The organism is Massilimicrobiota sp. SW1139 (assembly GCF_012027715.1).
Classification (GTDB): Bacteria; Bacillota_I; Bacilli_A; order Erysipelotrichales; family Coprobacillaceae; genus Allocoprobacillus; species Allocoprobacillus merdigallinarum.
The window spans coordinates 172,936-195,007 of sequence record NZ_SJOR01000001.1 but is presented as its reverse complement, the minus strand read 5'-3'; the positions used below and the strand labels follow the sequence as shown (position 1 = coordinate 195,007).

At 32.4% G+C, this 22,072-nt stretch carries 18 protein-coding genes and 1 tRNA gene; 16 read left to right on the top strand and 3 right to left on the bottom strand.

Annotation, left to right across the window (positions count from 1 at the left end; all coding sequences use genetic code 11):
* Positions 1-3: 3 nt before the first annotated feature.
* The 7 genes from E0K96_RS01015 (at position 4) to E0K96_RS00985 (ending at position 7,976) form a co-directional block, all read left to right on the top strand.
* Positions 4-2,313 (top strand): endonuclease MutS2, encoded by a 2,310-nt coding sequence (locus E0K96_RS01015; protein WP_168080495.1) that lies wholly within the window; start codon positions 4-6, stop codon positions 2,311-2,313.
* Positions 2,313-4,085 (top strand): excinuclease ABC subunit UvrC, encoded by a 1,773-nt coding sequence (gene uvrC, locus E0K96_RS01010; protein WP_168080493.1) that lies wholly within the window; start codon positions 2,313-2,315, stop codon positions 4,083-4,085. Before E0K96_RS01015 ends, uvrC begins: the two co-directional genes overlap by 1 nt.
* A 33-nt stretch (positions 4,086-4,118) precedes the next feature.
* Positions 4,119-4,322 (top strand): helix-turn-helix domain-containing protein, encoded by a 204-nt coding sequence (locus E0K96_RS01005; RefSeq protein WP_168080491.1) that lies wholly within the window; start codon positions 4,119-4,121, stop codon positions 4,320-4,322.
* Between the two features lie 65 nt (positions 4,323-4,387).
* Positions 4,388-5,536 (top strand): M15 family metallopeptidase, encoded by a 1,149-nt coding sequence (locus tag E0K96_RS01000; RefSeq protein ID WP_168080489.1) that lies wholly within the window; start codon positions 4,388-4,390, stop codon positions 5,534-5,536.
* A gap of 2 nt (positions 5,537-5,538) precedes the next feature.
* Positions 5,539-6,324: a glutamate racemase gene (murI, locus tag E0K96_RS00995; protein ID WP_087244972.1), complete on the top strand. Its 786-nt coding sequence runs from the start codon at positions 5,539-5,541 to the stop codon at positions 6,322-6,324.
* A 262-nt stretch (positions 6,325-6,586) separates the two neighbouring features.
* Entirely contained in the window at positions 6,587-7,471 is an 885-nt protein-coding gene (locus tag E0K96_RS00990) for a GerMN domain-containing protein (RefSeq protein WP_087297825.1), read from the top strand.
* A gap of 34 nt (positions 7,472-7,505) precedes the next feature.
* Positions 7,506-7,976 carry a metallophosphoesterase family protein gene (locus tag E0K96_RS00985; protein ID WP_168080487.1) on the top strand — a complete coding sequence of 157 codons (471 nt, stop codon included), beginning with the start codon at positions 7,506-7,508 and terminating at the stop codon, positions 7,974-7,976.
* Between the two features lie 233 nt (positions 7,977-8,209).
* Here the strand turns inward: E0K96_RS00985 and E0K96_RS00980 are convergent, their stop codons facing one another.
* Positions 8,210-9,526 (bottom strand): IS30 family transposase, encoded by a 1,317-nt coding sequence (locus E0K96_RS00980; RefSeq protein WP_168080485.1) that lies wholly within the window; start codon positions 9,524-9,526, stop codon positions 8,210-8,212.
* A gap of 544 nt (positions 9,527-10,070) precedes the next feature.
* Between E0K96_RS00980 and E0K96_RS00975 the strand changes: the two genes are divergently transcribed.
* Positions 10,071-12,941, top strand: a complete 2,871-nt coding sequence (locus E0K96_RS00975) for a DUF1565 domain-containing protein (protein ID WP_168080483.1) — start codon at positions 10,071-10,073, stop codon at positions 12,939-12,941.
* 255 nt (positions 12,942-13,196) lie between these two features.
* Here the strand turns inward: E0K96_RS00975 and E0K96_RS00970 are convergent, their stop codons facing one another.
* Positions 13,197-13,580, bottom strand: a complete 384-nt coding sequence (locus E0K96_RS00970) for a helix-turn-helix domain-containing protein (RefSeq protein ID WP_168080481.1) — start codon at positions 13,578-13,580, stop codon at positions 13,197-13,199.
* A gap of 151 nt (positions 13,581-13,731) precedes the next feature.
* Between E0K96_RS00970 and E0K96_RS00965 the strand changes: the two genes are divergently transcribed.
* The 3 genes from E0K96_RS00965 (at position 13,732) to E0K96_RS00955 (ending at position 14,850) form a co-directional block, all read left to right on the top strand.
* Positions 13,732-13,808, top strand: a tRNA-Arg gene (locus E0K96_RS00965).
* A gap of 93 nt (positions 13,809-13,901) precedes the next feature.
* Positions 13,902-14,270 carry a diacylglycerol kinase family protein gene (locus tag E0K96_RS00960; protein ID WP_087936364.1) on the top strand — a complete coding sequence of 123 codons (369 nt, stop codon included), beginning with the start codon at positions 13,902-13,904 and terminating at the stop codon, positions 14,268-14,270.
* 172 nt (positions 14,271-14,442) lie between these two features.
* Positions 14,443-14,850, top strand: coding sequence for a hypothetical protein (locus E0K96_RS00955; RefSeq protein WP_168080479.1), 408 nt, complete (start codon positions 14,443-14,445; stop codon positions 14,848-14,850).
* A gap of 25 nt (positions 14,851-14,875) precedes the next feature.
* Here the strand turns inward: E0K96_RS00955 and E0K96_RS00950 are convergent, their stop codons facing one another.
* Positions 14,876-15,418: a hypothetical protein gene (locus tag E0K96_RS00950; protein WP_087303809.1), complete on the bottom strand. Its 543-nt coding sequence runs from the start codon at positions 15,416-15,418 to the stop codon at positions 14,876-14,878.
* Between the two features lie 197 nt (positions 15,419-15,615).
* Between E0K96_RS00950 and E0K96_RS00945 the strand changes: the two genes are divergently transcribed.
* From E0K96_RS00945 to E0K96_RS00925, 5 genes are all read left to right on the top strand, one after another.
* Complete coding sequence (locus E0K96_RS00945) at positions 15,616-16,413, top strand: hypothetical protein (RefSeq protein ID WP_168080477.1); 798 nt, start codon at positions 15,616-15,618, stop codon at positions 16,411-16,413.
* A complete protein-coding gene (locus E0K96_RS00940) occupies positions 16,406-16,984 on the top strand; it encodes a dipicolinate synthase subunit B (RefSeq protein ID WP_168080475.1) in 579 nt (192 codons plus the stop codon). The genes E0K96_RS00945 and E0K96_RS00940 overlap by 8 nt, the downstream gene beginning before the upstream one ends.
* Positions 16,985-17,845 carry a 4-hydroxy-tetrahydrodipicolinate synthase gene (gene dapA, locus E0K96_RS00935; RefSeq protein WP_168080473.1) on the top strand — a complete coding sequence of 287 codons (861 nt, stop codon included), beginning with the start codon at positions 16,985-16,987 and terminating at the stop codon, positions 17,843-17,845. It begins immediately after the preceding gene.
* 84 nt (positions 17,846-17,929) lie between these two features.
* Positions 17,930-19,645, top strand: coding sequence for a ribonuclease J (locus E0K96_RS00930; protein ID WP_240924392.1), 1,716 nt, complete (start codon positions 17,930-17,932; stop codon positions 19,643-19,645).
* Positions 19,646-19,721: 76 nt separating this feature from the next.
* Positions 19,722-21,980: a DNA translocase FtsK gene (locus tag E0K96_RS00925; protein ID WP_168080471.1), complete on the top strand. Its 2,259-nt coding sequence runs from the start codon at positions 19,722-19,724 to the stop codon at positions 21,978-21,980.
* The last annotated feature ends 92 nt before the right edge of the window (positions 21,981-22,072 follow it).

The following is a 22,072-nucleotide window of genomic DNA, read 5'->3' as shown; positions in this document are numbered from 1 at the left end:
AAAATGAAGAATATATATGAAACATTAGAAATGAACATCATTCAGGATAAAATCATGCGTTTTTGTGCTTCATCATTAGGGAAACAAGAAGTTCAAAAATTACAGATATTTGATGATGAAGATGATGTTAATGAGGCATTAGATAAAGTTGATGAAGCCATGAAATTTATTGATCGACAAGGAAGATTACCATTAGGTGGACTTAGTGATATTTCTTTGAGTTTAAAAAAAGCTAATAGAGATGGTCAATTAACAGGTGAAGAATTGTTACATGTCCAAACTCATCTGGAATGTGTTGTTAATGTCCAAAATTATTTTGATAATAGCGAAATAACAGCTCATTTTTTAAATGAACTTAACACTGGTTTAGTAGCTCAACCCCGTTTATTAGAAGAAATAAGAAAATGTATAACTCCAGATGGTCAAGTCGATGATCATGCCAGTCCTAAGCTTTTTCATATTCGTCAACAGATAAGGAATACTCAGTCACAAATCCGTACAAGAATGGAACATCTTGTGAAGGAAAGTCAGGATTATTTATCTATTGATCAAATGACATCAAGAAATAATCGTCTGGTATTGCCAGTTCAGTCGCATCATAAAAATCAGATTCAAGGACTTATTCATGCTCAAAGTGCGACTGGGCAAACTGTTTATATTGAACCAGCAGAAGTTGTAAGTATGAACAATCAGATCAGTTTATACGAAGCTCAGGAAAAGGAAGAAGTGGAACGTATTCTTTTTCATCTTTCTCAACTTGTTAAAAATCATTATTATCACTTTCATTTCAATTTAGAGATTCTTACTGAATTAGATTTTATTTTTGCTAAAGCACAGTTTGGTGTGCTTTATCATTGTTGTCGACCAACGATCCAAAAAGATGGCAATGTTTTGTCTTTTTTAGAAGCACGTCATCCATGTATTGATCAAGAAAAAGTGATTGCGAATGACATTATATTAAAACAGCATCGTATTTTATTAATTACTGGAAGTAATACTGGTGGAAAAACAGTGACATTAAAAACAGCAGGTTTATTATCGTTTATGGCGTTATGTGGACTACCAGTCCCAGCTCGTGAAGCTGTTATTCCTTTATTTGATCAGATATATGTCGATTTGGGGGATGAACAGTCTATTGAGCAGTCACTTTCAACATTTTCTAGTCATATGATGAAAATTATAGATATTTTACATCATGCAACTGCATCAAGTTTAGTTATATTAGATGAGATTGGATCTGGAACTGATCCTCAAGAAGGAGAAAGTCTGGCTGAAGCTATTTTATCACGTTTTGTAGATATGAAATCTTTTGTTTTAGCCACTACCCATTATGGTCGACTCAAAACATTTGCAAAAGAGCATCCAGAGATATTGATGGCGGCCGTTGCTTTTGATGTAGAGTCAATGAAACCAACATATCATTTGAAATTGGACAGTGTTGGACAATCATATGCTATTGAAATTGCAGAACTTTTAGGTTTAGACAAAAACATTGTTCAAAATGCACGAAATATTAAAAATGAATCCATGTCTGAACATGAAAGATTAATGGAAACACTGCAAATGAAAGAGGATATTTTAGAACAAAAGGAAAAACAACTTATTGAATCTCAAGAAGAAGTTCAAATCTTACAAAACAAATATGAAAAACAGTTACGTCAGATAGAAAATCAAAAAGATCAAATGATTCAAAAAGCTAAAGATGAGGCTAATGCAATTATCGATAAAGCCAAAACAGAAGTTCAGGATATGATGAACATTATGAAACAATCGACATTAAAACCTCATGAAATGAATCAAATACGTCATGATTTAGATCAAATGAAATATGTTAATCAGGAGGTTGTTCATAAACAGGATCATCAATTGCATATTGGAGATCATGTTCGTGTGTTGAAGATGAACAGAGAAGGGGATATTGTGGAAGTTTTAAAGAATCATATGGTTATGGTTTCTATATCTGGACTCAATGTTAAATTACATGAAGATGAAGTGCTTTATTTACATCCTCAAACAAAAGTGAAAAAAGTTGAAAAAGCAAAAATAAAGAAATCAACCGTTTCTAAAACAGGAAATTATGAAATCAATATTATTGGCAAAAGATATGAAGAGGCAATGGCATTGGTTGATAAATTCTTGGATGATGCTTTGGTGATGGGCTATCCGCATGTCCGTATTGTACATGGAATGGGAACTGGCGCACTTCGAAAAGGAGTAAGGAAAATTTTAGATAAGAACAAACACGTTGTATCATATCGAGATGGTGGACCTAATGAAGGTGGATTAGGGGCTACACTGGTATATTTTGAATAATGAATGATCTTATTAGAAATAAGCTCTCTTTATTACCTGCATCACCAGGATGTTATTTAATGAAAAATAAAGAGGGAACTGTGATTTATGTTGGTAAAGCTAAAAAATTAAAAAATCGTGTTCATTCTTATTTTGTTGGTGTTCATAATTATAAAACGACAAAACTGGTAAGTGAAATTGAGGATTTTGATTATATTGTAACTGATAGTGAAAAAGAAGCACTGCTTTTAGAAATTAATCTGATTAAAGATTATACCCCTCAATATAATATAATGTTTATGGATAATACCTATTATCCATATATTCAAATGACAAATGAAACACATCCTCGCTTACGTATTGTTAGAAATGCCAAAGAAAAAAAAGCCAAACATTTTGGCCCATTTCCAGATGCTACTGCAGCTAGAGAAACTTTTAAATTATTAAATCGTTTATATCCTCTTAGAAAATGTAATCATATTCCTAAAAAACCTTGTCTTTATTATTCATTGGGACAATGTCTGGCGCCATGTATTCAAGATGTTGATGAGAATATATATGTTGATATTAAAAAATCTATTACTAAACTTCTTAATGGGGATATCAAAGAAAAAGTTAATGAGTTAACTGAAAAAATGATGAAGGCTAGTGAGGAATTGAATTTTGAGCAAGCTAAAGAATATCGTGATTTAATTTCACATATTCGTTATGTGACAGCTAAACAGCATGTTCAATTTAATGATCAGATTGATCGTGATATTTTAGGATATTATGTTGATCATGGTTATTTAAGCATCCAGTTATTTTTTATGCGTCACGGTAAGCTGTTATCACGTGATTTGAATTTAATACCTATTGAAGATCATGTTCAAGAGAGTTTACAGCAATTTATGGTTTCGTTTTATCAAAATAATACCTTACCAAAGGAAATTCTTGTTCCTATGGATATGGATATAGATTTGCTTTCACAAATTATTGAATGTAAAATTCTAAAACCTCAAAAAGGTAATAAGGCTTCTCTTGTTCAAATGGCGATTGAAAATGCTAAAGAATCATTAGAAAAGAAATTCCAATTAATGGAAAAAAATGAAGCAGCGACTTTAGGTGCTATCCAACAGTTAGGTGATCTTTTGCATATGAAAACACCTCATATTATTGAATTGTTTGATAATTCTAATATTCAGGGTGCTTATGCAGTTGCTGGAATGGTTTGTTTTAAAGATGGCGTTCCTTCTAAAAAGGATTATCGTAAATTTAAAATCAAAACTGTTGATGGACCAGATGATTATGGAAGTATGCGAGAAGTGATTTATCGTAGATATTACCGTGTCTTGATGGAAAATCTGACACCTCCTGATATGATTATTGTAGATGGTGGATTAGGACAAATTCATGCAGCTAAAGAAGTTATTGATTCATTAGCAATGAATATACCTGTTTATGGGTTAGCTAAAGATGATAAACATTCGACAGCTATGTTGTTGGACCAGGATGGGCAGCCAATACCTATTCATCCAAAAAGTGAACTTTTCTTTTTATTGACACGTATGCAAGATGAAGTTCACCGTTATGCTATTAGTTTTCATAAAAATGTACGTTCTAAATCTTTATTTGCTTCTACGTTAGATGATATTGAAGGAATCGGACCAAAACGTAAGCAACAATTGTTGCATCATTTTAAAAGTGTAAAACGAATGAGAGAAGCAACTATAGAAGAACTTCAGGAAGTTTTACCTGAAAAAGTTGCGAAAGAACTTTTTCAATCTTTGCATACAAATGAGCACAGCTCATAACCTTTACTCATATATTAATGTGGGAGGGTTATGATGCATTCCTTATTGACAAAGCGTGAAAAAGAGATATTTACACTCTTGATACAATCTTATACAACAAAAGAAATTGCAAAACAATTATATATTAGTGAAAAGACAGTTCGTAATCATATTTCCAATGTGATTCAAAAACTAGGTGTTGAATCTCGTATCCAGGCTGTCTTGGAACTTATGAAAATGAAAGAAATTGATCTTTAGAAATCAATTTCTTTTCTTTAAAAATATAACAATATGTATTATAATAGTCGAGAAAGGGTGATGACATGAAATTAAAAACATGGCACTTATTTCTTGTAATCATTATTTTGTTTGGTTGTTCTTTTTATGTTGTTAATCTTCATTTTGATAAATTTTATAGACTTAATGGCATTAATAATGATAATCGTGTCTTAATTGAAAAATATTTAAGTGATGACGAGCAGGAATATTTAATAGATAATCAGATTTCAATTGATCTATTTATTGACTACATAGAATATGATGATTTTCAATTAGTCAATTATCAATATTATAACCTTTTAAAAGAAACTCATCGTTATTCAACAATAACAGATATTCTAGAAACTGGAAATTCTTTAGCTACACGATTAGATTATCTTTATCGTCAACAAGCTTTTGATCAGGCCAAAGTATTAGTACATAATGTTTTGGAAGAAGCTTTTTTAAATACTGACAATTTTAATTTTGACTATATTGATATCTACACATCAATGAAATCATTATATCAGGAAAATGATTATTCATTTGTACAGGATAGCGAGAAATATATCCTCATTTTACAGGAAATGGGCTATGATGATTTAAATCAGATTAGTCAGATTATGGAAATGTTAACACGTGCTTATAATCAGCAGATTTTAGCTGATTTAATGGCGACAACATTACCAGCAGGAGTACAAATGGTTTTTGCACCTTATGAATTAGATACCTTAGTTAATCAACAAAACTATATTGGAAAATATGAGCCACGTGAATTACTTCTCGTACAGGATATACCAAGGGTAAGTTATACAATGTATTTACAAAAGGATGCATATAATGCTTTATTAAAACTTTATACAGATTTAAGCAAAGAATACAAAGGCTTTTTATTGCGCAGTGCTTATCAGTCACCACAGACATTAGATGAAAAAGAAGTGGGTTATAATGAAATGCAGCTAGGATTGACAATTGAAGTCACACAATCTGAATTGGCTTATCAGAAATTTGAAAATACTGAGATGTCAAAATGGCTTGAAGAACATGCTTATGAATATGGTTTTATTTTAAGATATCCACAGCGCAAGGCTTCTATTACAAATCATGCCTATGATGCTCATATTTATCGATATGTTGGTAAATCTTTAGCTAAATCTTTGCATGATTCAAATTTAACATTAGAAGAATATCAATTACAAAACGAGGGAGAATAATTATGAATAATCCAATTGGAATCTTTGATTCTGGAGTAGGAGGACTCACAGTTTTAGACTATATGCGTCAACAGTTTCCGCATGAAAATATGATTTATATTGGTGATAATGCACATTGTCCTTATGGTGATAAAACGAAAAGTCAACTTTTAGAATATACACGTCAAATATGTGATTATTTTGCAAAGCAACATGTTAAAATGATTGTTTTGGCTTGTAATACAACAAGTGCAAATGTCTTGGATGAATTACAGAAATTATATCCACATATTCCCATCGTAGGTGTCATTCATTCAACAGTACATGAGTTTTTAGCACGTCATCATCAAAGAGTCTTGGTGATTGCGACATCGGCAACAATTCAATCTCATAAGTATCGTCAAATGCTTTTACAATACAATCCTGAATTAACTGTTTATGAATTGGCGACACCACGCTTAGTTCCAGTCATTGAGTCTGGTGAATACAAATATGGAATACAAGAACTTTTAGGAGAATATTTGTTACCATATCAAAATAAAATAGATGCTTTAATTTTAGGGTGTACACATTATCCTATTCTATTAAAACAGTTTCAAGACGTGATCGAAGATATTGATTATATTTCCAGCAGTGCATCTATCTGTCAGGAAGTGGCTTCATATCTTAAAAACCATCATCTAGAAAATACGTCTTCATTACCTCAGACAATTACAATTTATACAACGGGAGATACACAAACTTTTGTAGAATCTTCACAAGGATTTTTTGATTATCAGGATTTATCTGTTTCACATCTTCATTTATAAAATTTATAGATGTTATTTTAAACATGGCAGGGAAGTAACAAATAACGTTACTTCCTTTATTGTATAACATGGAATTGAAGACTAAGTAAAAAATATAGCAATATATTCTGTTGTTTATGTTTTTTATAAATTCTATTTGAGATTTTGATAATGAAATATACATAATAGTCTTGATTGAAAGTCAAAGATCATATTTTTTATAGAAATATGATTCATAGGAATCTTTTTTTTATATTTTCATATATTGTTTTGAGGTGGGAACATGAAAAAGAAGATTATCATTGTGTCTGTTTCAATTATTTGTTTAGCTATTGGTTCTTTTATATATTTACAGATGGATGATTCAAAACAGGTCAGTGAAACATATTTACAAACTCTCATATATCAGGATGCTAATCATGATCTTGTTCCTGTAAGCTTAAATGTGCATAATCAAATGGAATTAGAAACTGATATTAGAAATAAAATTGATTTAATGCAATCGTCTCAATTGCAGGCATATGGATTATATCCTGTTATTGATTCACAATTAGAAGTTCAATCAGTAGAACTTCAAGATCATATGTTAACAGTGAGTTTTAATGATTGTTTGTATTCTAATCAAGATGCTTTAAATATTATTGAAGCTTTGACTTATGTACTCACTGATTATGATGATGTTAATCAACTTAAAATACAAATAGATGGAAAAGATGTAACATATTTGCCCAATAGCACTGTTCCATTAAATCATCTAACACATGATTTAGGGTTGAATAATTTTGAAGAAGCATCAACTTTCTTACATCAAAGTGTACCTGTGATGGTTTATCAGGAAAAGACAATAGCTGATTATCTTTATTATGTTCCAACAACATTACGTATTAGTGAGTCTGATAGTTTAGAAGAACAAGTTCAAACTATTTTAAGTCATATCAATAGTAAAATTCATTTATTAAATGCATCACTCGATAATCAGGTTTTAACACTGGAATTAGATTCAAATCTTTTATTAGACAATGAAAGAATTGATAAGACTTTAGAAGAACTTATCATTTTATCTTTAACATCTTTAGATAACGTCAAGGATGTAGACATTCTCATTAATGGAGAAAGTGTTAGAAATCAGGAAACTTCACAAATTCATTATAATTATATTAAAATTTAGATTTTTTTGGTATAATAGTGTCTAGGTGATGTAAATGAAAAAAATTGTAATTATGTCTGATAACCACGGCGATCAGTCTATGATCGATTATGTAAAAGAACATGAACATGATGGGGACTATTATATTCATTGTGGAGATAGCGAGGCTTATGATTTAAGAGTATTAGAGGGTTTTATCTGTGTCAAAGGAAATAATGACTGGTCTTTAGATTTACCTAAAGAGGCACGTCTTGTTGTAGAAGGTGTATCTATTTTCATTACTCATGGTCAGTATTTTGGCTATTTTAATAGAGAATTAGCTATGAATGATATACTGACAAGGAATCATTGTCAGGTTTTAATATCAGGTCATACGCACATGCCAATGTTTCAAAAAGATGGATCGTTCTATTATATTAATCCTGGATCTACAACCTTACCACGTGGAGGGAGTGCCAGAAGCTATGCTGTATTATTCATTGATAATGGGAAACTGGATTTTAGACTGAAAGAGATACAAAAATAAAAATGTATCTTTTATTTAATTTGAAAAGTAAATTCTATTTTTTTTAAGACTAAGTTCTACTTAAAAAACATTGATAAGTAGAACTTAATCTTGGAAATGTCATAATTTATATTTTTAATCTTTGTGTTTGTGTATATAATGTATTTGAAGTGAATTTCAATTTTTTTAAGGATTGCGATGAATTTGCAAGACTAAATTCTACTTTCTTAGTGTTCCTCATTTTCAATCCTTTCCTATCTGTTTTTATTAAAAATTGAATTGTTTAAAATCACTTCATCAGGCTTAATGTATTTGATGTGCAATGCCTGTAATAATTCTTTGCCCCATATGAATTCCGTCACTTCATAGGGGCTTTTATTATTTAATGAATATCTTTTGTATGAATTGATGTGCGACATCATATTCCAAATATCCCTTTGATGAAGATTCTTGAAAGTCTCTCCTTTTGGTAAGAAATATCTTATAAACTCATGATTTCTTTCACAAGAATCTTTTTGATCTGATCTATTAGGATCGCAGAAAAATACCTTTATTCCTAATTCTTCAAGATAAGCTATGTCGGTGAATTCTTTTCCATTGTCTGTAAGTATGACCTGAAAGAAATTCTTAAAGAGATTCTTATCATCAAATCTTTCGTAATACAATTCAAATACCTGTGCAAGATGTGTGTTTTCCTTGCTTGAAATGAAATGAGCAATTTGAAAATGTGTTTTCACACAATGCAGGGTAAGGAGGAGATTTTCACCTTTGATGCCCTCGACAGTATCCATCTGGATGACATTAGCATCGGGATGCTCGTTCATATAAGCGAGATAATCATTATATGTACGATTTTTTCTCAATGCAGATTTATTGATTTTTACCTCATTTTTCCCTGCTTTTCTCTTTGTTTTCTTAAATCTAACCCTTCTAGGGAGGTCAATGTTGGCACATTCAAGAAAGCCAGCATCAATGTAGTTGTAAACAGTACTTTGAGAAACGCCAATCTCATCAGCATGTGAAGCAAATATATGATTGAGAGACTGAGACTTATCTCTGACAAGAGGACTGACAATGGAATCAATCTTTTTGAGTTCATCTTCAGTGACATTGATGCCAGTACGCGAACTGACAAGAACTTCCTTATATTCTTTGTGAGCATGAGAAGGGTTGTTAAAATATTTTATAGGCTTGCGACAGTATTTACGGGAATCACAGCCATTGCATACATAGGGAGCCCTTCTTAATCGCTTACATATATAAAGCTCGAAATCAGGACAAACGCTTTGACAGATGTCACACTTTTTACAAAGCTTGAGATTGCATTTGACATGAGTGCATAAATGAGTATGCGTGCAGCTTTTAACATGAGCACAGGTACCATTTTTACTAAGGGTATTGGAAATTCTCTGTTCAATTCTATGTTTCCTGATTTCTTTGGAAACAGTAGATTTATCTTTTGAAATAGCTGAAGCAATTTTAGAAACGGAATCACCATTTTCTAGCATGGTAAAAATCTCATTACGTTGATCAGCGGTCATATGTTTATTTTTAGAAATATTTTCATTCATATCATTAATCCAGAAAATGAGGAACAAATAATCAATAACATATAACAAGAAAATTCGTAAGACTAAATTCCACTTTATTTTTTAAAGTAGAATTTACTTTTACAATTAACCTAAGTATTTTAGGCAACGAGTGTCGAAAACCCGTATTGAAAACCAGCCGTTTTTTTGATTCAATATATATATGTATAATTATGTGAAGAGAGAGCTTGACAATGAAAACGAGAAAGGAGATAATGTTTATAAGTAAGCAAAGCATAATCCTGCCCGTTTTTCTTGTCAAGAGCAAAGTTGCATATTTTTTCAAGGTGTATTCTGTCCGATTTACAATGGGCGGGATGAGCCTTTTTGTATTGATAGATTGATGACGCACAATTTATATATATATATATATATATATTATCTGTCTGACCATTCAGTCGAATGGGTGGTGGTCTATGGTGAATAAAAGAGACATGCTCAAAAGGCGTGTAACATATCTGTAATCTTTCTTAGATACCTTATCAAAGCTGTTTGCAAAAGGAAACGAATTGAAGGAGGAAAAATTATGAAATCTAAATCATTTAGTAAAGCATTTGCGGTATTATTATCGTTAATGCTGATTGTTACGCTATTTCCGACAACAGTATTTGCGGCCGGTTCAACAACGATTACGATAAAAAAAGAGCTTTCAGCAGCTCTGGCGGATTCGGATATCACAGAAATTCATATTGCAGGCAACATGACCGTTTATACCGGCGACTTAAATACGGATAAAACAATCGTTATAGATCCCAGTTACACTTTGACTGTGAGTAGTGCAAGTGATTTTCAAACCGGTAACCTTATTATCTCAGACGGTGCTACATTAAAAGTTGTAGCAACCAGTGTTTCTTGGCCGGCACATGTGTATGGAACCGTTGAGAACAATGGTACCATTTTGATGACAAAGCAAACCGATAATGGCGGTAATTTATTCTGGCATGCCAAGACAACGGGAACCGGTATATGCAGTACAGAAACATGTAATAAAACAGTTTGTATCGATTATGGAGCGATTCCCAGTGAAATGTTTAACGCTTCCAGTACAAACTACAAGATCAATATCATCAAAGACACATCAAAAAATGCAACTTTTACTATGAAGGAAGCAGATTTAATTCCGGGTAATGCGATTACTGCTACAATCGATAATTTGGTCGACGGAATTAATCTTGACGAAGTTTTTAAGTTTCAGTGGAAAGGAAATTCTTCTACGCTCTCCAGTGAATCTACTTGCCAGATACCTCTAAATATGAGTGGCAAAAAAATCACCGTGACTGCTTCTATTAAATCTGGCAGTCCGTATGTTATGCTGGATTCAAGCTCAAATATAAAAACTTCAATTTCACAATGGTCTGGTACCGTTGTAACTTTTACCTATACAACTTTATATGTTGATATGATAAACGGAAATGACAACAATGCTGGTACAGAAGATCAGCCTTTGAAAACACTCTATAAAGCGATTAACAATATTGAAGCAGGCGGCACAATCTATTTGATCGGAGATTATGACGCAACAACAGATGGTGAATATGTCTATTCGTTCTTAGAAAATATTACAATTAAAGGCTCAGGTACAGAAAAAAGTACGCTAACCACATGGAAAGAAACATACATTGGAGATGGTGTTACAGTCACTTTTGATAACATCGATTTTGGCAACCGTAGTGATTTATTCACCAAATATCCAAATTCAACGGGAACCGGCAGTTTGATATTCCAAAATGTTTCCGGCGGAAATATAAGTGTTTCAGATTTAGACTCTGTGACATTGAAAACTTCTTCTTTGGGCAGTCAGAATTTACAAACCAACACTTTGGAACTGGATGAGTCAACACTGAACGGAAAATTTAGCTGTAATGATTTTGTGGCGAAAGGAAATGCAGCTTTAGTTTTGAACGGTACAGGAAGCATTGCAAAAACCAGTACGGTTGAACAGCCTGTGACCGTTACACCAAGCAGTCTTGCAAACGGTACTCTCGTGATTGAAGTGCCGGAAGAAAGTTCTGAATGGGCAGATGATTTCGTACTGAACGATACTGAAAACGGAAAGTTCACCCTAAAGTGCAGAACAAGCACTTACGGGGATCCCTGCTTGATTGTTACGGAAAAACTTGTAGCAGGCGGCCCGCTTCATATCGCATTTGCTCCAGAGTGTTCCGGTGATGTAGTGGATAAAGAACCCGGTAAGACCTATATCGATGTTCCCAATGAATTTTATGCAGCTGTTACTTCCGCCGTATGGAGCGGTTATTCAGACATTGACGGAAAAACTTGGCAGGCGGGAGATATTCCCGAATTGACAGTTGTCATGAGAACCGATATCAGTGGTACAAATAAAGAGAGCTATTATTTTGCAGAGGATTTTGATCCGAGCCAGTTTATCATATACGATTGGCAGGATTTAGATCAATTTGCAGAAAACTTCTATAAAGATGAATACCAAATAGATGGTGTTACTGCGGTTGTGAAAACAGGACAGGGTGTGTCAGATGACGGAAAAATGTTCACCTTCACTTTGCAGTTCCCGACAGTTACACACAATTTACAAAAAGTAGATTATAAAGCTCCTACCTGCACAGCGGAAGGTAACGAAGAATACTGGTACTGCAAAAATTGCGGCAAGTATTTCAGTGACGCTGAAGGAGAGAATGAAATTACTTCTGAAAGCACCGTGATTCCGGCTACAGGACATAATTGGAGCGAACCGGAATGGAGCTGGTCTAATGATGGCAAAACTTGTACCGTAACATTTACATGTGCAAATGATGAAACCCATAAGGAAAGTCCGGAAGTGACTGTTACATCGGAGGTCAAGACGCCCGCCACCTGTACGGAAACAGGCGTAACCACTTACACGGCGGAAGTTGAATTCAACGGCCAGACCTATACGGATACGAAGGACGTAGCGGACATCCCGGCCATCGGCCACAGCTACGGCGAACCCGTGTGGAGCTGGTCGGAGGACGGAACGAGCTGTACGGTGACCTTTACCTGTGCAAACGATGAAACCCATAAGGAAAGCCCGGAAGTGACTGTTACATCGGATGTCAAGACGCCCGCCACCTGTACGGAAACAGGCGTAACCACATATACAGCGACCGTCGAATTCAACGGCCAGACCTACACAGATACGAAGGATGTGGCGGATATTCCGGCTATCGGCCACAGCTATGAAGATGGCAAATGCACCGTCTGCGGTGCAACTGATCCCAATTACAAGCTGACGGAATCAGACAATGGAAATTCTGACTCCTCGGTAACTGGCGAAACCACTTCTCCTGAAACTGGCGACAACAGCAATATGATGTTGTGGATTGCGGTTATGCTGGCTGCGGGTACTACCCTGACCGGCACCATCCTTTACAGCCGTAAGAGAAGATACCGCAAATAATCAATGATGAAATTGTCCTGTGAGATGATCACAGGACAATTTTTTGTATACAGCTTATGAGTAAAATTTGTACTTAATTTGAAAAGTAAATTCCACTTTTTTTAAGACTAAGTTCTACTTAAAAAATATTGATAAGTAGAACTTAATCTTAGAAATGACATAATTTATATTTTTGATTTTTATATTTGTGTATATAATGAACTTCAAGTGAATTTCATTTTTTTTATAGATTGTAATGAATTTACAAGACTAAATTCAACTTTTTAATTGCTTACATATATAAAGCTCAAAATCAGGACAAACGCTTTGACATATGTCACAACTTTTACAAAGCTTGAGATTACATTTGACATGAGAGCATAAATGAGTATGTGTACAGCTTTTAACATGAGCACAGCTACCATTTTTACTAAGAAGATTGGAGATTCTCTGTTCAATTCTATGTTTCTTGATTTCTTTGGAAACAGTAGATTTATCCTTTGAAATAGCTGAAGCAATTTTAGAAACGGAATCACCATTTTCTAGCATGGTAAAAATCTCATTACGTTGATCAGCGGTCATATGTTTATTTTTAGAAATATTTTCATTCATATCATTAATCCAGAAAATGAGGAACAGATAATCAATAGCATATAACATTAAAATTCGTAAGACTAAATTCCACTTTATTTTTTAAAGTAGAATTTACTTTTACAATTAACCAAATGTATCTTTTTTTATAAAAAAGTAAAAAAAGTCTTGCATGTTATAAGATGTTATGCTAATATATATGAGCAGTCGAAAAACAGATGTCTACGTAGCTCAGCTGGATAGAGCACACGCCTTCTAAGCGTGCGGTCGCGGGTTCGAATCCCTCCGTGGACGCCATTTAAAAACTACCCTGATTTATCAGGGTTTTTTTGTTAAAAAAGTGGAGTCTGCTTTTTTTCTATGATATAATTTTTTAAAGGAGAAAAGACTATGCACAAAGATCCATTTTATAAAAGTTTAGGATATGCTATATCTGGTATTATTCAATGTATTCAAAAAGAAAGAAATATTAAAATACATTTAGTATTTATGTTTTTGGTTATTATATGTGGTTTTCTTTTTCAATTATCTATTACAGAGTGGTTAGTTTGTATTTTGTTGTTTGGACTTGTCATTTCTTTAGAGCTAGTCAATACTGCTATTGAAGCGGTTGTCGATTTATGTACGCAAGAATATCATCCTCTTGCTAAAATAGCAAAGGATACTGCAGCAGGTGCTGTTTTAATAAGTGCAATTGCTTCAGTTGTTATAGGGCTTATTATTTTTGTCCCTAAGATTTTGAGTTTAGTAAGCTTATAGGCTTACTTTTTTGATGAAATGAATAATGCTAATTATGTATCACTGAATATGAATAAAATAATAAAATGTTTGTTTATAAAAAACAGTTTAATATTATTCATAAATTTTTGTTTTTTTTCATTATATTTTCACATTGTTTTTGTAATATTGAATGTAAATAAGGAGGAAAAAGATGAAGGAGAAAACAAAAGGTATAATATTATCAGTAGTCGTTATAATCTCTCTTATCACAATATTCATTCATCAGCCTATAGAAATCAAAAGAGATATATTCAATAATACAAGGCATAAAAATGACGAGATTCAATTGATTATGAATGAAGCTGTTGAGTTTATAAGTCAAGACGGGATTACAGTGACTCGAGTTCATTATGATGGTAAAGAAAGTCAAGAGACGGAATATAGACTTATTAATGATTATGGATATCAGGACGCTATAGTTGTTTATCTAGAATTCCATACAGGATTCTTTAACATACCATCTGGATTTATAGGAAACTATCATGCATCCGGATATCAATATGTTTGTATTAAAAATAATCAAGGCATATGGGAATTACATAGCGTTGGTTATGGATAAAAATATTATTACTTTTAAAGGTGAATCATTGCAGTGATTCACCTTTGATTCTATATTGATCAATTAAGAAAAGGTATAGACAAATAAAAAAGACATAAAGAATTTCTAGGATTCCACTTACATGACCACTGACTATAAATAAAATAATCAGCACTTGTAAACCACAATGAAAGATCCAGTGAGTTTGAATGTAAATGGATGGATATTGAATAGAAAGATAATGTGTATAGATTTGTAATATCACAATAAAAAGTAGTGATGAAATCATCGAAGCATAGACATGGAGTTGTGATAGCCATGATTGATCATTTGAATACGGACATATGGCACCAATACACATTATGAAAGTTGTTAAAACAATAAGATAGGGAATATATTTTGGATAATAATTTAAATATTGAAAATGACGATAAGTTTGATATGCAAAATAAAATGCACAGACAATTGTATAAACAACAACGAGAAGATGATATTCTGGTAATGTAGACACGCCTGTAATATTCTCATACATCACATCTTTACGTGTAGCAATAAATAATGTTGAAAGAAAGATTAAAATATAGGACATATAGACACCTCTTTAAAATTATATACTTTTTTAAAAAAATAAAAAGGAAAATTCTAAACATAGAAAAGAATAAAGATACATGAAAAGATCATATTGATTTTATTTTACCGCACTTGCATCAATTTATTCATATTTTATTGATGGGAAAATGTCACCAATTGGAAAATAATTCATATTTTAAAATGAGGTGACTAGGAATGCTGATTTTTGTTAATCATGATGATTTACGTGGACAGGAAGTCATGGAAGAATTGGTGAAAAATGGATATTATGTAACTGATGAATGGAAAGATTTGCGTTATTGTCAAATGATTTATTTGGGTTTAAAAGGAATTGATCGAAAAAATCGACTTTTATTACATCGTGATACAATTATTGTTGATGAAAAAACATGGAAACAGCTGCATCCACAGACAATAATCATAACAATGATTCATAATGATTATCTAGATGCATTATCTAAACAATACGGTTTTCAATATTATGCTTTTTTAGATGAGGAAGATTTTGTTGATAAAAATAGTATTTTGACGGCTGAAGGTGTCATTTCCTATTTGATTTCACATCGTCGTTTTCCTATATATCACAGTCAAATTCATGTGCTGGGGTATGGGCATTGCGGGCAGGTCATTGTTCGTAATTTCATAGCTTTACGAGCCTATGTTCATGTAGGAATAAGAAATCGTCAGCTTTTTGAAGACATTGAAAAAGCAGGAGCTAAACCATATCATTTGGATCATATGGATTTAAGTGATTGTGATGTTTTGATTAATACAATTCCATCGCAGGTTGTGACATCATCTAAGCTTGATCAGGCTCCAACATCTATGATGATTCTTGATATTGCTTCCTATCCATATGGTGTAGATCATCACTATGCATTATCAAAAGGTTTCAATAGTATTATCTTGCCATCTATTCCTAGTAAATATGCATATGGGTATGCTGGTAGGATGATGACAGATTTTATGAAGGAGAAGATGAAAAATGTATAAAATTGGTTTTGCTGTAACAGGTTCATTTTGTAGTATGAATGATATGCTGGAAGTTTTAAAACAAGTTTGTCAACATTATGATGTAGAAGTTTTTATAACGCCACATGTGCACCAACTGGATACTCGTTTTTATACACATGAAGAGCTAGAAGAAAAGATTAAAGAAATCACTCATAAAGATATTCATACAACGATTCAAGAGGCTGAAGTCTATGGACCAAAACCACAATTGGATGCTGTACTTGTCTATCCTTGTGATGCTACGACTTTAAATAAAATAGATTTAGGTATTAATGATAATTGTGTAACAATGTTGGTTAAATCATGTTTACGTAATCAAATTCCGATTGTATTAGGGGTTTATTCAAATGATATTCTATCTATCAGTGGTGTTCATCTTCTTTCGCTTTTTAATAAGAAAAATTTTTATTTTGTTCCTATGTTTCAAGACGATTATCAAAGAAAGCCACAAAGCATGATTGCGGCTAAAGATAAAGTATTAGATACATTACATTTCGCATTGAAACATCAGCAACATCAACCTTTTTTATTAGGGTATAGGAAGATTTAAATGAAAGAGATCTTTACAGCTTTAATAACACCATTCAATCAAGATCAGTCTATTGATTATCCGGGATTATTTCGTTTGTTAGATAAATTGATACATGAAGGTAACAAATCTTTTGTTTTGTGTGGGACAACAGGTGAAACATCTACACTAAAGCTTGAAGAAAGGAGAGTATTAGTAGAAAGAATATTAGATAAATATCCACATATTCGTGTTATTATAGGAATCTGTTCAAATTGTACAGCTGAAGTTATTAGACATATTCAAATGTATAAAGATAATCAGGCTATATATGCTTTTTTAGTTATCGTTCCCTATTATATAAAACCGAATCAGGAAGGAATTTATAGGCACTTTGATATGATTGGAGCTTCAACAGATAAGAAAATAATGATTTATAATATTCCTAGTCGTTGTGGAGTTGGTATTACGCCTTCCACTGTCATTCGATTAGCAACAAAGCATCAAAATATTATTGGAATGAAACAATGTGGACCATTAGATGATATCAAAATAATAAAAAAAGCATTGCCACATTTTAAAGTTTATTTAGGTGATGATCATCTTTTATTGGAAGGTTTACAATGTCATATAGATGGTCTTATTTCAGTGGCAAGTCATATTGATTATCCGTTAATTGAAAGAATTATGCAAAAAAGAAAACAATATGATGATGCACATTTGAAGATTTTAAGTCAATTTCTTTTCAAAGAACCAAATCCCGCTCCAATAAAGTATATTTTAAGTGAAATGGGTTATATTCAAAATATATTAAGAAGTCCTTTGACAAGTATTACACCACAATTGCAACAAGAGTTAGAGGCGCTTATAGAAAATTATCAGAAAAATAATTTGAAGCCATGAATATAATATGATATGATATTCATACTTTTGAAAACATCTATACACAAAGAGAAAACAAATGTATAATGATATTAAAGAGTAATCATGAAAAGAAAGGGTGAAAAAATGAAAAATGATGTCATAAAGTTTATACCTATGGGTGGACAAGCTGAAATGGGTAAAAGTATGTATTGTTTTGAAATTAATGATAAAATTTTTATAATAGATTCAGGATTTCGATTTCCTGATTCAGATAAACTAGGTGTTGATATCATCATTCCTAGTTTTACATATTTAGAAGAAAGAGCTGATCAGGTTGCGGCAATTATCATAACACATGGTCATGATGACGCTATGGCAGCACTGCCTTATTTACTTCAAAGCATTCATGCTCCTGTTTATGCACCACAATTAACAGCACTTTTAATTAAACAAATGATAGAACGTTTTCAACGTCATAATCATGTAAAAATTGATTTGGATTTACATGCTGTTCATCGCAATGCTTCTATTGATATCGAAGGTGTTCCTGTTGAATTTTTCCCAGTGACACATTCTATTCCTGGAAGTGTTGGAGTAGCACTTTGGACAAGTTATGGTTATCTTGTTTATAGTGGTGAATTTATTATTGATTTTGGTGCTCCAAAGGAATTTCAATGTGATATTCAAAAAATGATGGAAATTGGTAAGAAAGGTGTTTTGGCATTATTAGTTGAATCATCAGGTGCTAAACATGATGGATATACTTCTCCAAATCATAAACTGACAAATAAGATTGATCATATATTTGAAGATAGCTATGAAAGAATCATTATTTCTAGTTATGCGCAAAATGTCTTTAGAACTCAGGAAATTATTGAACTTACAAAAAAATACAAACGTCAAATCGTTTTTTATGGACGTGATAAATATGATAATACAAATAGTTTATTGAGAATTGCCCAAAGGTCTAAAAAGCCTGTTTTAAATGTACCTGATTCATTATTAGGTGATAAAGAAAAAATTGGTCAGCCACAATATGACAGTAACTATGTTATCTTGTTAAGTGGTAGTCCACGTCGTATCTACCATGATATTTGTGATGTTATTGATGGTGGAGATGACTTATTGAAATTAAGAAAAGGTGATACATTTATTGTTGCTTCACCAGTCTTGCCAGGTACTGAAAAGATTGCTAATAAAGCACATAATGGATTATATAAAACAGATGCACATGTTCATCTGTTAAAAAATAAAGATTTATTTTCTATGCATGCATCAAAAGAAGATCTTAAAGTTATTATTCAAATATTTAAACCAAAATACTATATTCCAATGAAAGGTGAATATCAGCATTTTATCTTTAATCAACAAATTGCCAAAGATATGGGAATCCCTGATGATCATATCATTATTATGGATAATGGGGAACGTGTAACATTTGAAAAGGGAGAATTATTACAGAGTCGTGATGTGTATGAGATTGATGATGTCATGATTGATGGTATCGGTATTGGTGATGTTGGTGAAAAGGTCATTGATGATCGTATTCAATTAGCAAATGATGGGGTGGTCATTGTTGGACTAACAATTTCACGAGAGACAAAAGAAATTGTTGCTCAAACGGATTGTCAAAGTCGAGGATTTGTTTATTTAAAAGATTCTGAATATGTTATTAAGCATGTTATTGAAATTTGTGAAAAAGTTGTTGGTCAGTTAAAAGATAATCCTGATATGGAAATTGCTGAAATAAGAAGTATGATGAAAGAACAGTCAATGAAATATATTATAAAGGAAACTGGCAAGAAACCTGTTTTTATTGGTGTTGTTGTCGAGATATAGGCAAGAGAAATCTTGCTTTTTCTTTTCATTAATGTGAGATTTTGTTATAATGGAAAAATGAAAGAAGGTGAGCATAATGGCGAAAACAAAGCGTTCAAAAAAATCTAAGAATCAGATTCTGGAAGAAAAGTTACGTTTGAGAATTATTATTTTATTTGTGATCTTTGCTATTATTGTATCAGCTTTACGATTGGGATTTATTGGACAGGGAATTCATAATTGTGTTGCTTTTTTAACCGGAAATTTATACGGTGTTGTTTATTTAGCACTTCTTGTCGTCTGTATATATATATTATGTAAGGCTCAAATTCCACGTTTGAATGGACCAGAAGCGATTGGTATTTATGCGATTTTTATCAGTATGTTGACTATTGCTTCTATTCCTAGTCAGCCACAGTCAAGTGGAATGGGGGTTATTTCTACATATCTTCAGAGTCAACAGATGAATAAAGGTGGATTTATTGGCATTTGTTTATATGGTGTTTTTAGTTCGCTGTTTGAAAGTTTAGGTACATTGATTTTATCAATTATTATTTTGATTATTGGTTTGGTGTTGATTTTTAGTAAACTTTATTTTCAACATCAAAAAACAAAGAAGAAAAAGCCAAAAGTATCTAAACAAGAAGAAGCACCAATACAAACAATTGTTTTAAAAAAGAAATCTCATTTCTTTGATTTCTTGTCAAAAGATAAAGAAATTCCTCTTTTTCCTGATTCTGCTTTTGATGATGTTGAAGAAAAGATCGATCCAGAAATTACAAGTGCTTTTGAATTTGATCAAGATAATTTGAAATTAGATATTAAAGAAAAAAAACCTTTAAAAATAAAAGAAGAGAAAGAAAGTCCTCAAGAATCTTACATAGAGCCACCTAAGAAAACAGATTTATCACACTATCAGTTACCGCCACTATCATTGTTGTCAACAAGATCAACGCATAATGTTTCTAAAGAAAAGAGTGCAGCAAACAAGAACGCTGCAAGATTAACCAATGTTCTTAAACAATTTGGGGTCAATGCAACAATAGAAAATGCTTTTATAGGACCAACAATTACAAAGTATGAATTGAAATTGGAAATTGGTACACGTGTTAATAAAATCTTACAGTTACAGGATGATATCAAGCTTGCATTAGCAACGGCAGATATTAGAATTGAAGCTCCTATACCAGGGAAACCTTATGTTGGAATTGAAGTCCCTAATCAAAGCGCAGCAATGGTTGGTTTTAAAGATGTTTTAAAAAGTTTATTATCAACTTCAAAATATCAGCATAATCCACTTGTTGTAGCATTAGGAAAAGATGTGTCTGGGAAACCTGTTTTTGCACAATTGGATAAAATGCCTCATTTATTAATTGCAGGGGCAACAGGTTCAGGGAAATCTGTTTGTGTCAATACAATTATTTCATCTATTTTGATGCGAGCTAAACCAGATGAAGTGAAATTGATTTTAGTCGATCCTAAAAAAGTTGAATTATCTATTTATAATGGAATTCCTCATTTGTTGGCACCTGTTGTTACTGATCCTAAAAAAGCAGCTGCAGTTTTACGAGAAGTCGTTGCTGAAATGGAAAGACGTTATGATTTGTTTGCAAGTGTAAATGCAAGAAATATCCAAGGATATAATGAATTTGCGAAAACATATAATGAAGATCATACTGATGAACCAAAAGAAATTTTACCTTATCATGTTATTATCTTAGATGAAGTTGCTGATTTAATGATGGTTGCCAGTAAAGATGTTGAAGATTGTATTATGCGTATATCACAAATGGCTAGAGCAGCTGGTATTCATTTGATAGTTGCGACTCAAAGACCTTCTACAGATATTATTACAGGTGTCATTAAGGCCAATATACCATCACGTATAGCTTTTGCAGTGTCATCAAGCATTGATTCACGTACAATTTTGGATACATCTGGAGCAGAAAAACTATTAGGAAAAGGGGATATGCTTTTTTCACCAATGGGATCATCTTCGCCAATGCGTGTTCAAGGATGTTTTGTAAGTGATGAAGAAGTGTCAGCCATTGTTCATTATGTCTCTTCTCAACAAGAAGCGGTTTATGAAGACAAATATGTCAATGTCAAGTCTATTTCCTCAACACAGGGAAGTGATGACTTTGATGAAGAAGACGAAGAATACGAAAAATGTAGAGAATTTGTTATTCAGGCTCAAAAGGCCAGTACATCTTTATTACAACGTAAATTTAGAATAGGTTATAATAAAGCAGCTCGTATTATTGACCGTTTGGAAGAAGAAGGGGTTATTGGACCACAGCTTGGTAGTAAACCTCGTGAAGTTTATATTCGACAATATCATGAAGAAGATTTATAAAAAACATTGAATATATCAATAAAAATAAGATATTCTAAAAAAGGGAGAATGACGAATATAAAGATATTTGTCGTTTTCTCTTTTTATTTTGT

What these genes read in the sequence shown, in the direction of transcription:
- E0K96_RS00925 (WP_168080471.1), top strand. Translation starts at nt 19,722, where the DNA reads ATGGCGAAAACAAAGCGTTCAAAAAAATCTAAGAATCAGATTCTGGAA.
- E0K96_RS00930 (WP_240924392.1), top strand. Translation starts at nt 17,930, where the DNA reads ATGAAAAGAAAGGGTGAAAAAATGAAAAATGATGTCATAAAGTTTATA.
- E0K96_RS00950 (WP_087303809.1), bottom strand. Translation starts at nt 15,418, where the DNA reads ATGTCCTATATTTTAATCTTTCTTTCAACATTATTTATTGCTACACGT.
- E0K96_RS01000 (WP_168080489.1), top strand. Translation starts at nt 4,388, where the DNA reads ATGAAATTAAAAACATGGCACTTATTTCTTGTAATCATTATTTTGTTT.
- murI (WP_087244972.1), top strand. Translation starts at nt 5,539, where the DNA reads ATGAATAATCCAATTGGAATCTTTGATTCTGGAGTAGGAGGACTCACA.
- E0K96_RS00960 (WP_087936364.1), top strand. Translation starts at nt 13,902, where the DNA reads ATGCACAAAGATCCATTTTATAAAAGTTTAGGATATGCTATATCTGGT.
- E0K96_RS00985 (WP_168080487.1), top strand. Translation starts at nt 7,506, where the DNA reads ATGAAAAAAATTGTAATTATGTCTGATAACCACGGCGATCAGTCTATG.
- E0K96_RS00980 (WP_168080485.1), bottom strand. Translation starts at nt 9,526, where the DNA reads ATGAATGAAAATATTTCTAAAAATAAACATATGACCGCTGATCAACGT.
- E0K96_RS00975 (WP_168080483.1), top strand. Translation starts at nt 10,071, where the DNA reads ATGAAATCTAAATCATTTAGTAAAGCATTTGCGGTATTATTATCGTTA.
- dapA (WP_168080473.1), top strand. Translation starts at nt 16,985, where the DNA reads ATGAAAGAGATCTTTACAGCTTTAATAACACCATTCAATCAAGATCAG.
- E0K96_RS01005 (WP_168080491.1), top strand. Translation starts at nt 4,119, where the DNA reads ATGCATTCCTTATTGACAAAGCGTGAAAAAGAGATATTTACACTCTTG.
- E0K96_RS00990 (WP_087297825.1), top strand. Translation starts at nt 6,587, where the DNA reads ATGAAAAAGAAGATTATCATTGTGTCTGTTTCAATTATTTGTTTAGCT.
- E0K96_RS00940 (WP_168080475.1), top strand. Translation starts at nt 16,406, where the DNA reads ATGTATAAAATTGGTTTTGCTGTAACAGGTTCATTTTGTAGTATGAAT.
- E0K96_RS00945 (WP_168080477.1), top strand. Translation starts at nt 15,616, where the DNA reads ATGCTGATTTTTGTTAATCATGATGATTTACGTGGACAGGAAGTCATG.
- E0K96_RS01015 (WP_168080495.1), top strand. Translation starts at nt 4, where the DNA reads ATGAAGAATATATATGAAACATTAGAAATGAACATCATTCAGGATAAA.
- uvrC (WP_168080493.1), top strand. Translation starts at nt 2,313, where the DNA reads ATGAATGATCTTATTAGAAATAAGCTCTCTTTATTACCTGCATCACCA.
- E0K96_RS00955 (WP_168080479.1), top strand. Translation starts at nt 14,443, where the DNA reads ATGAAGGAGAAAACAAAAGGTATAATATTATCAGTAGTCGTTATAATC.
- E0K96_RS00970 (WP_168080481.1), bottom strand. Translation starts at nt 13,580, where the DNA reads ATGTTATATGCTATTGATTATCTGTTCCTCATTTTCTGGATTAATGAT.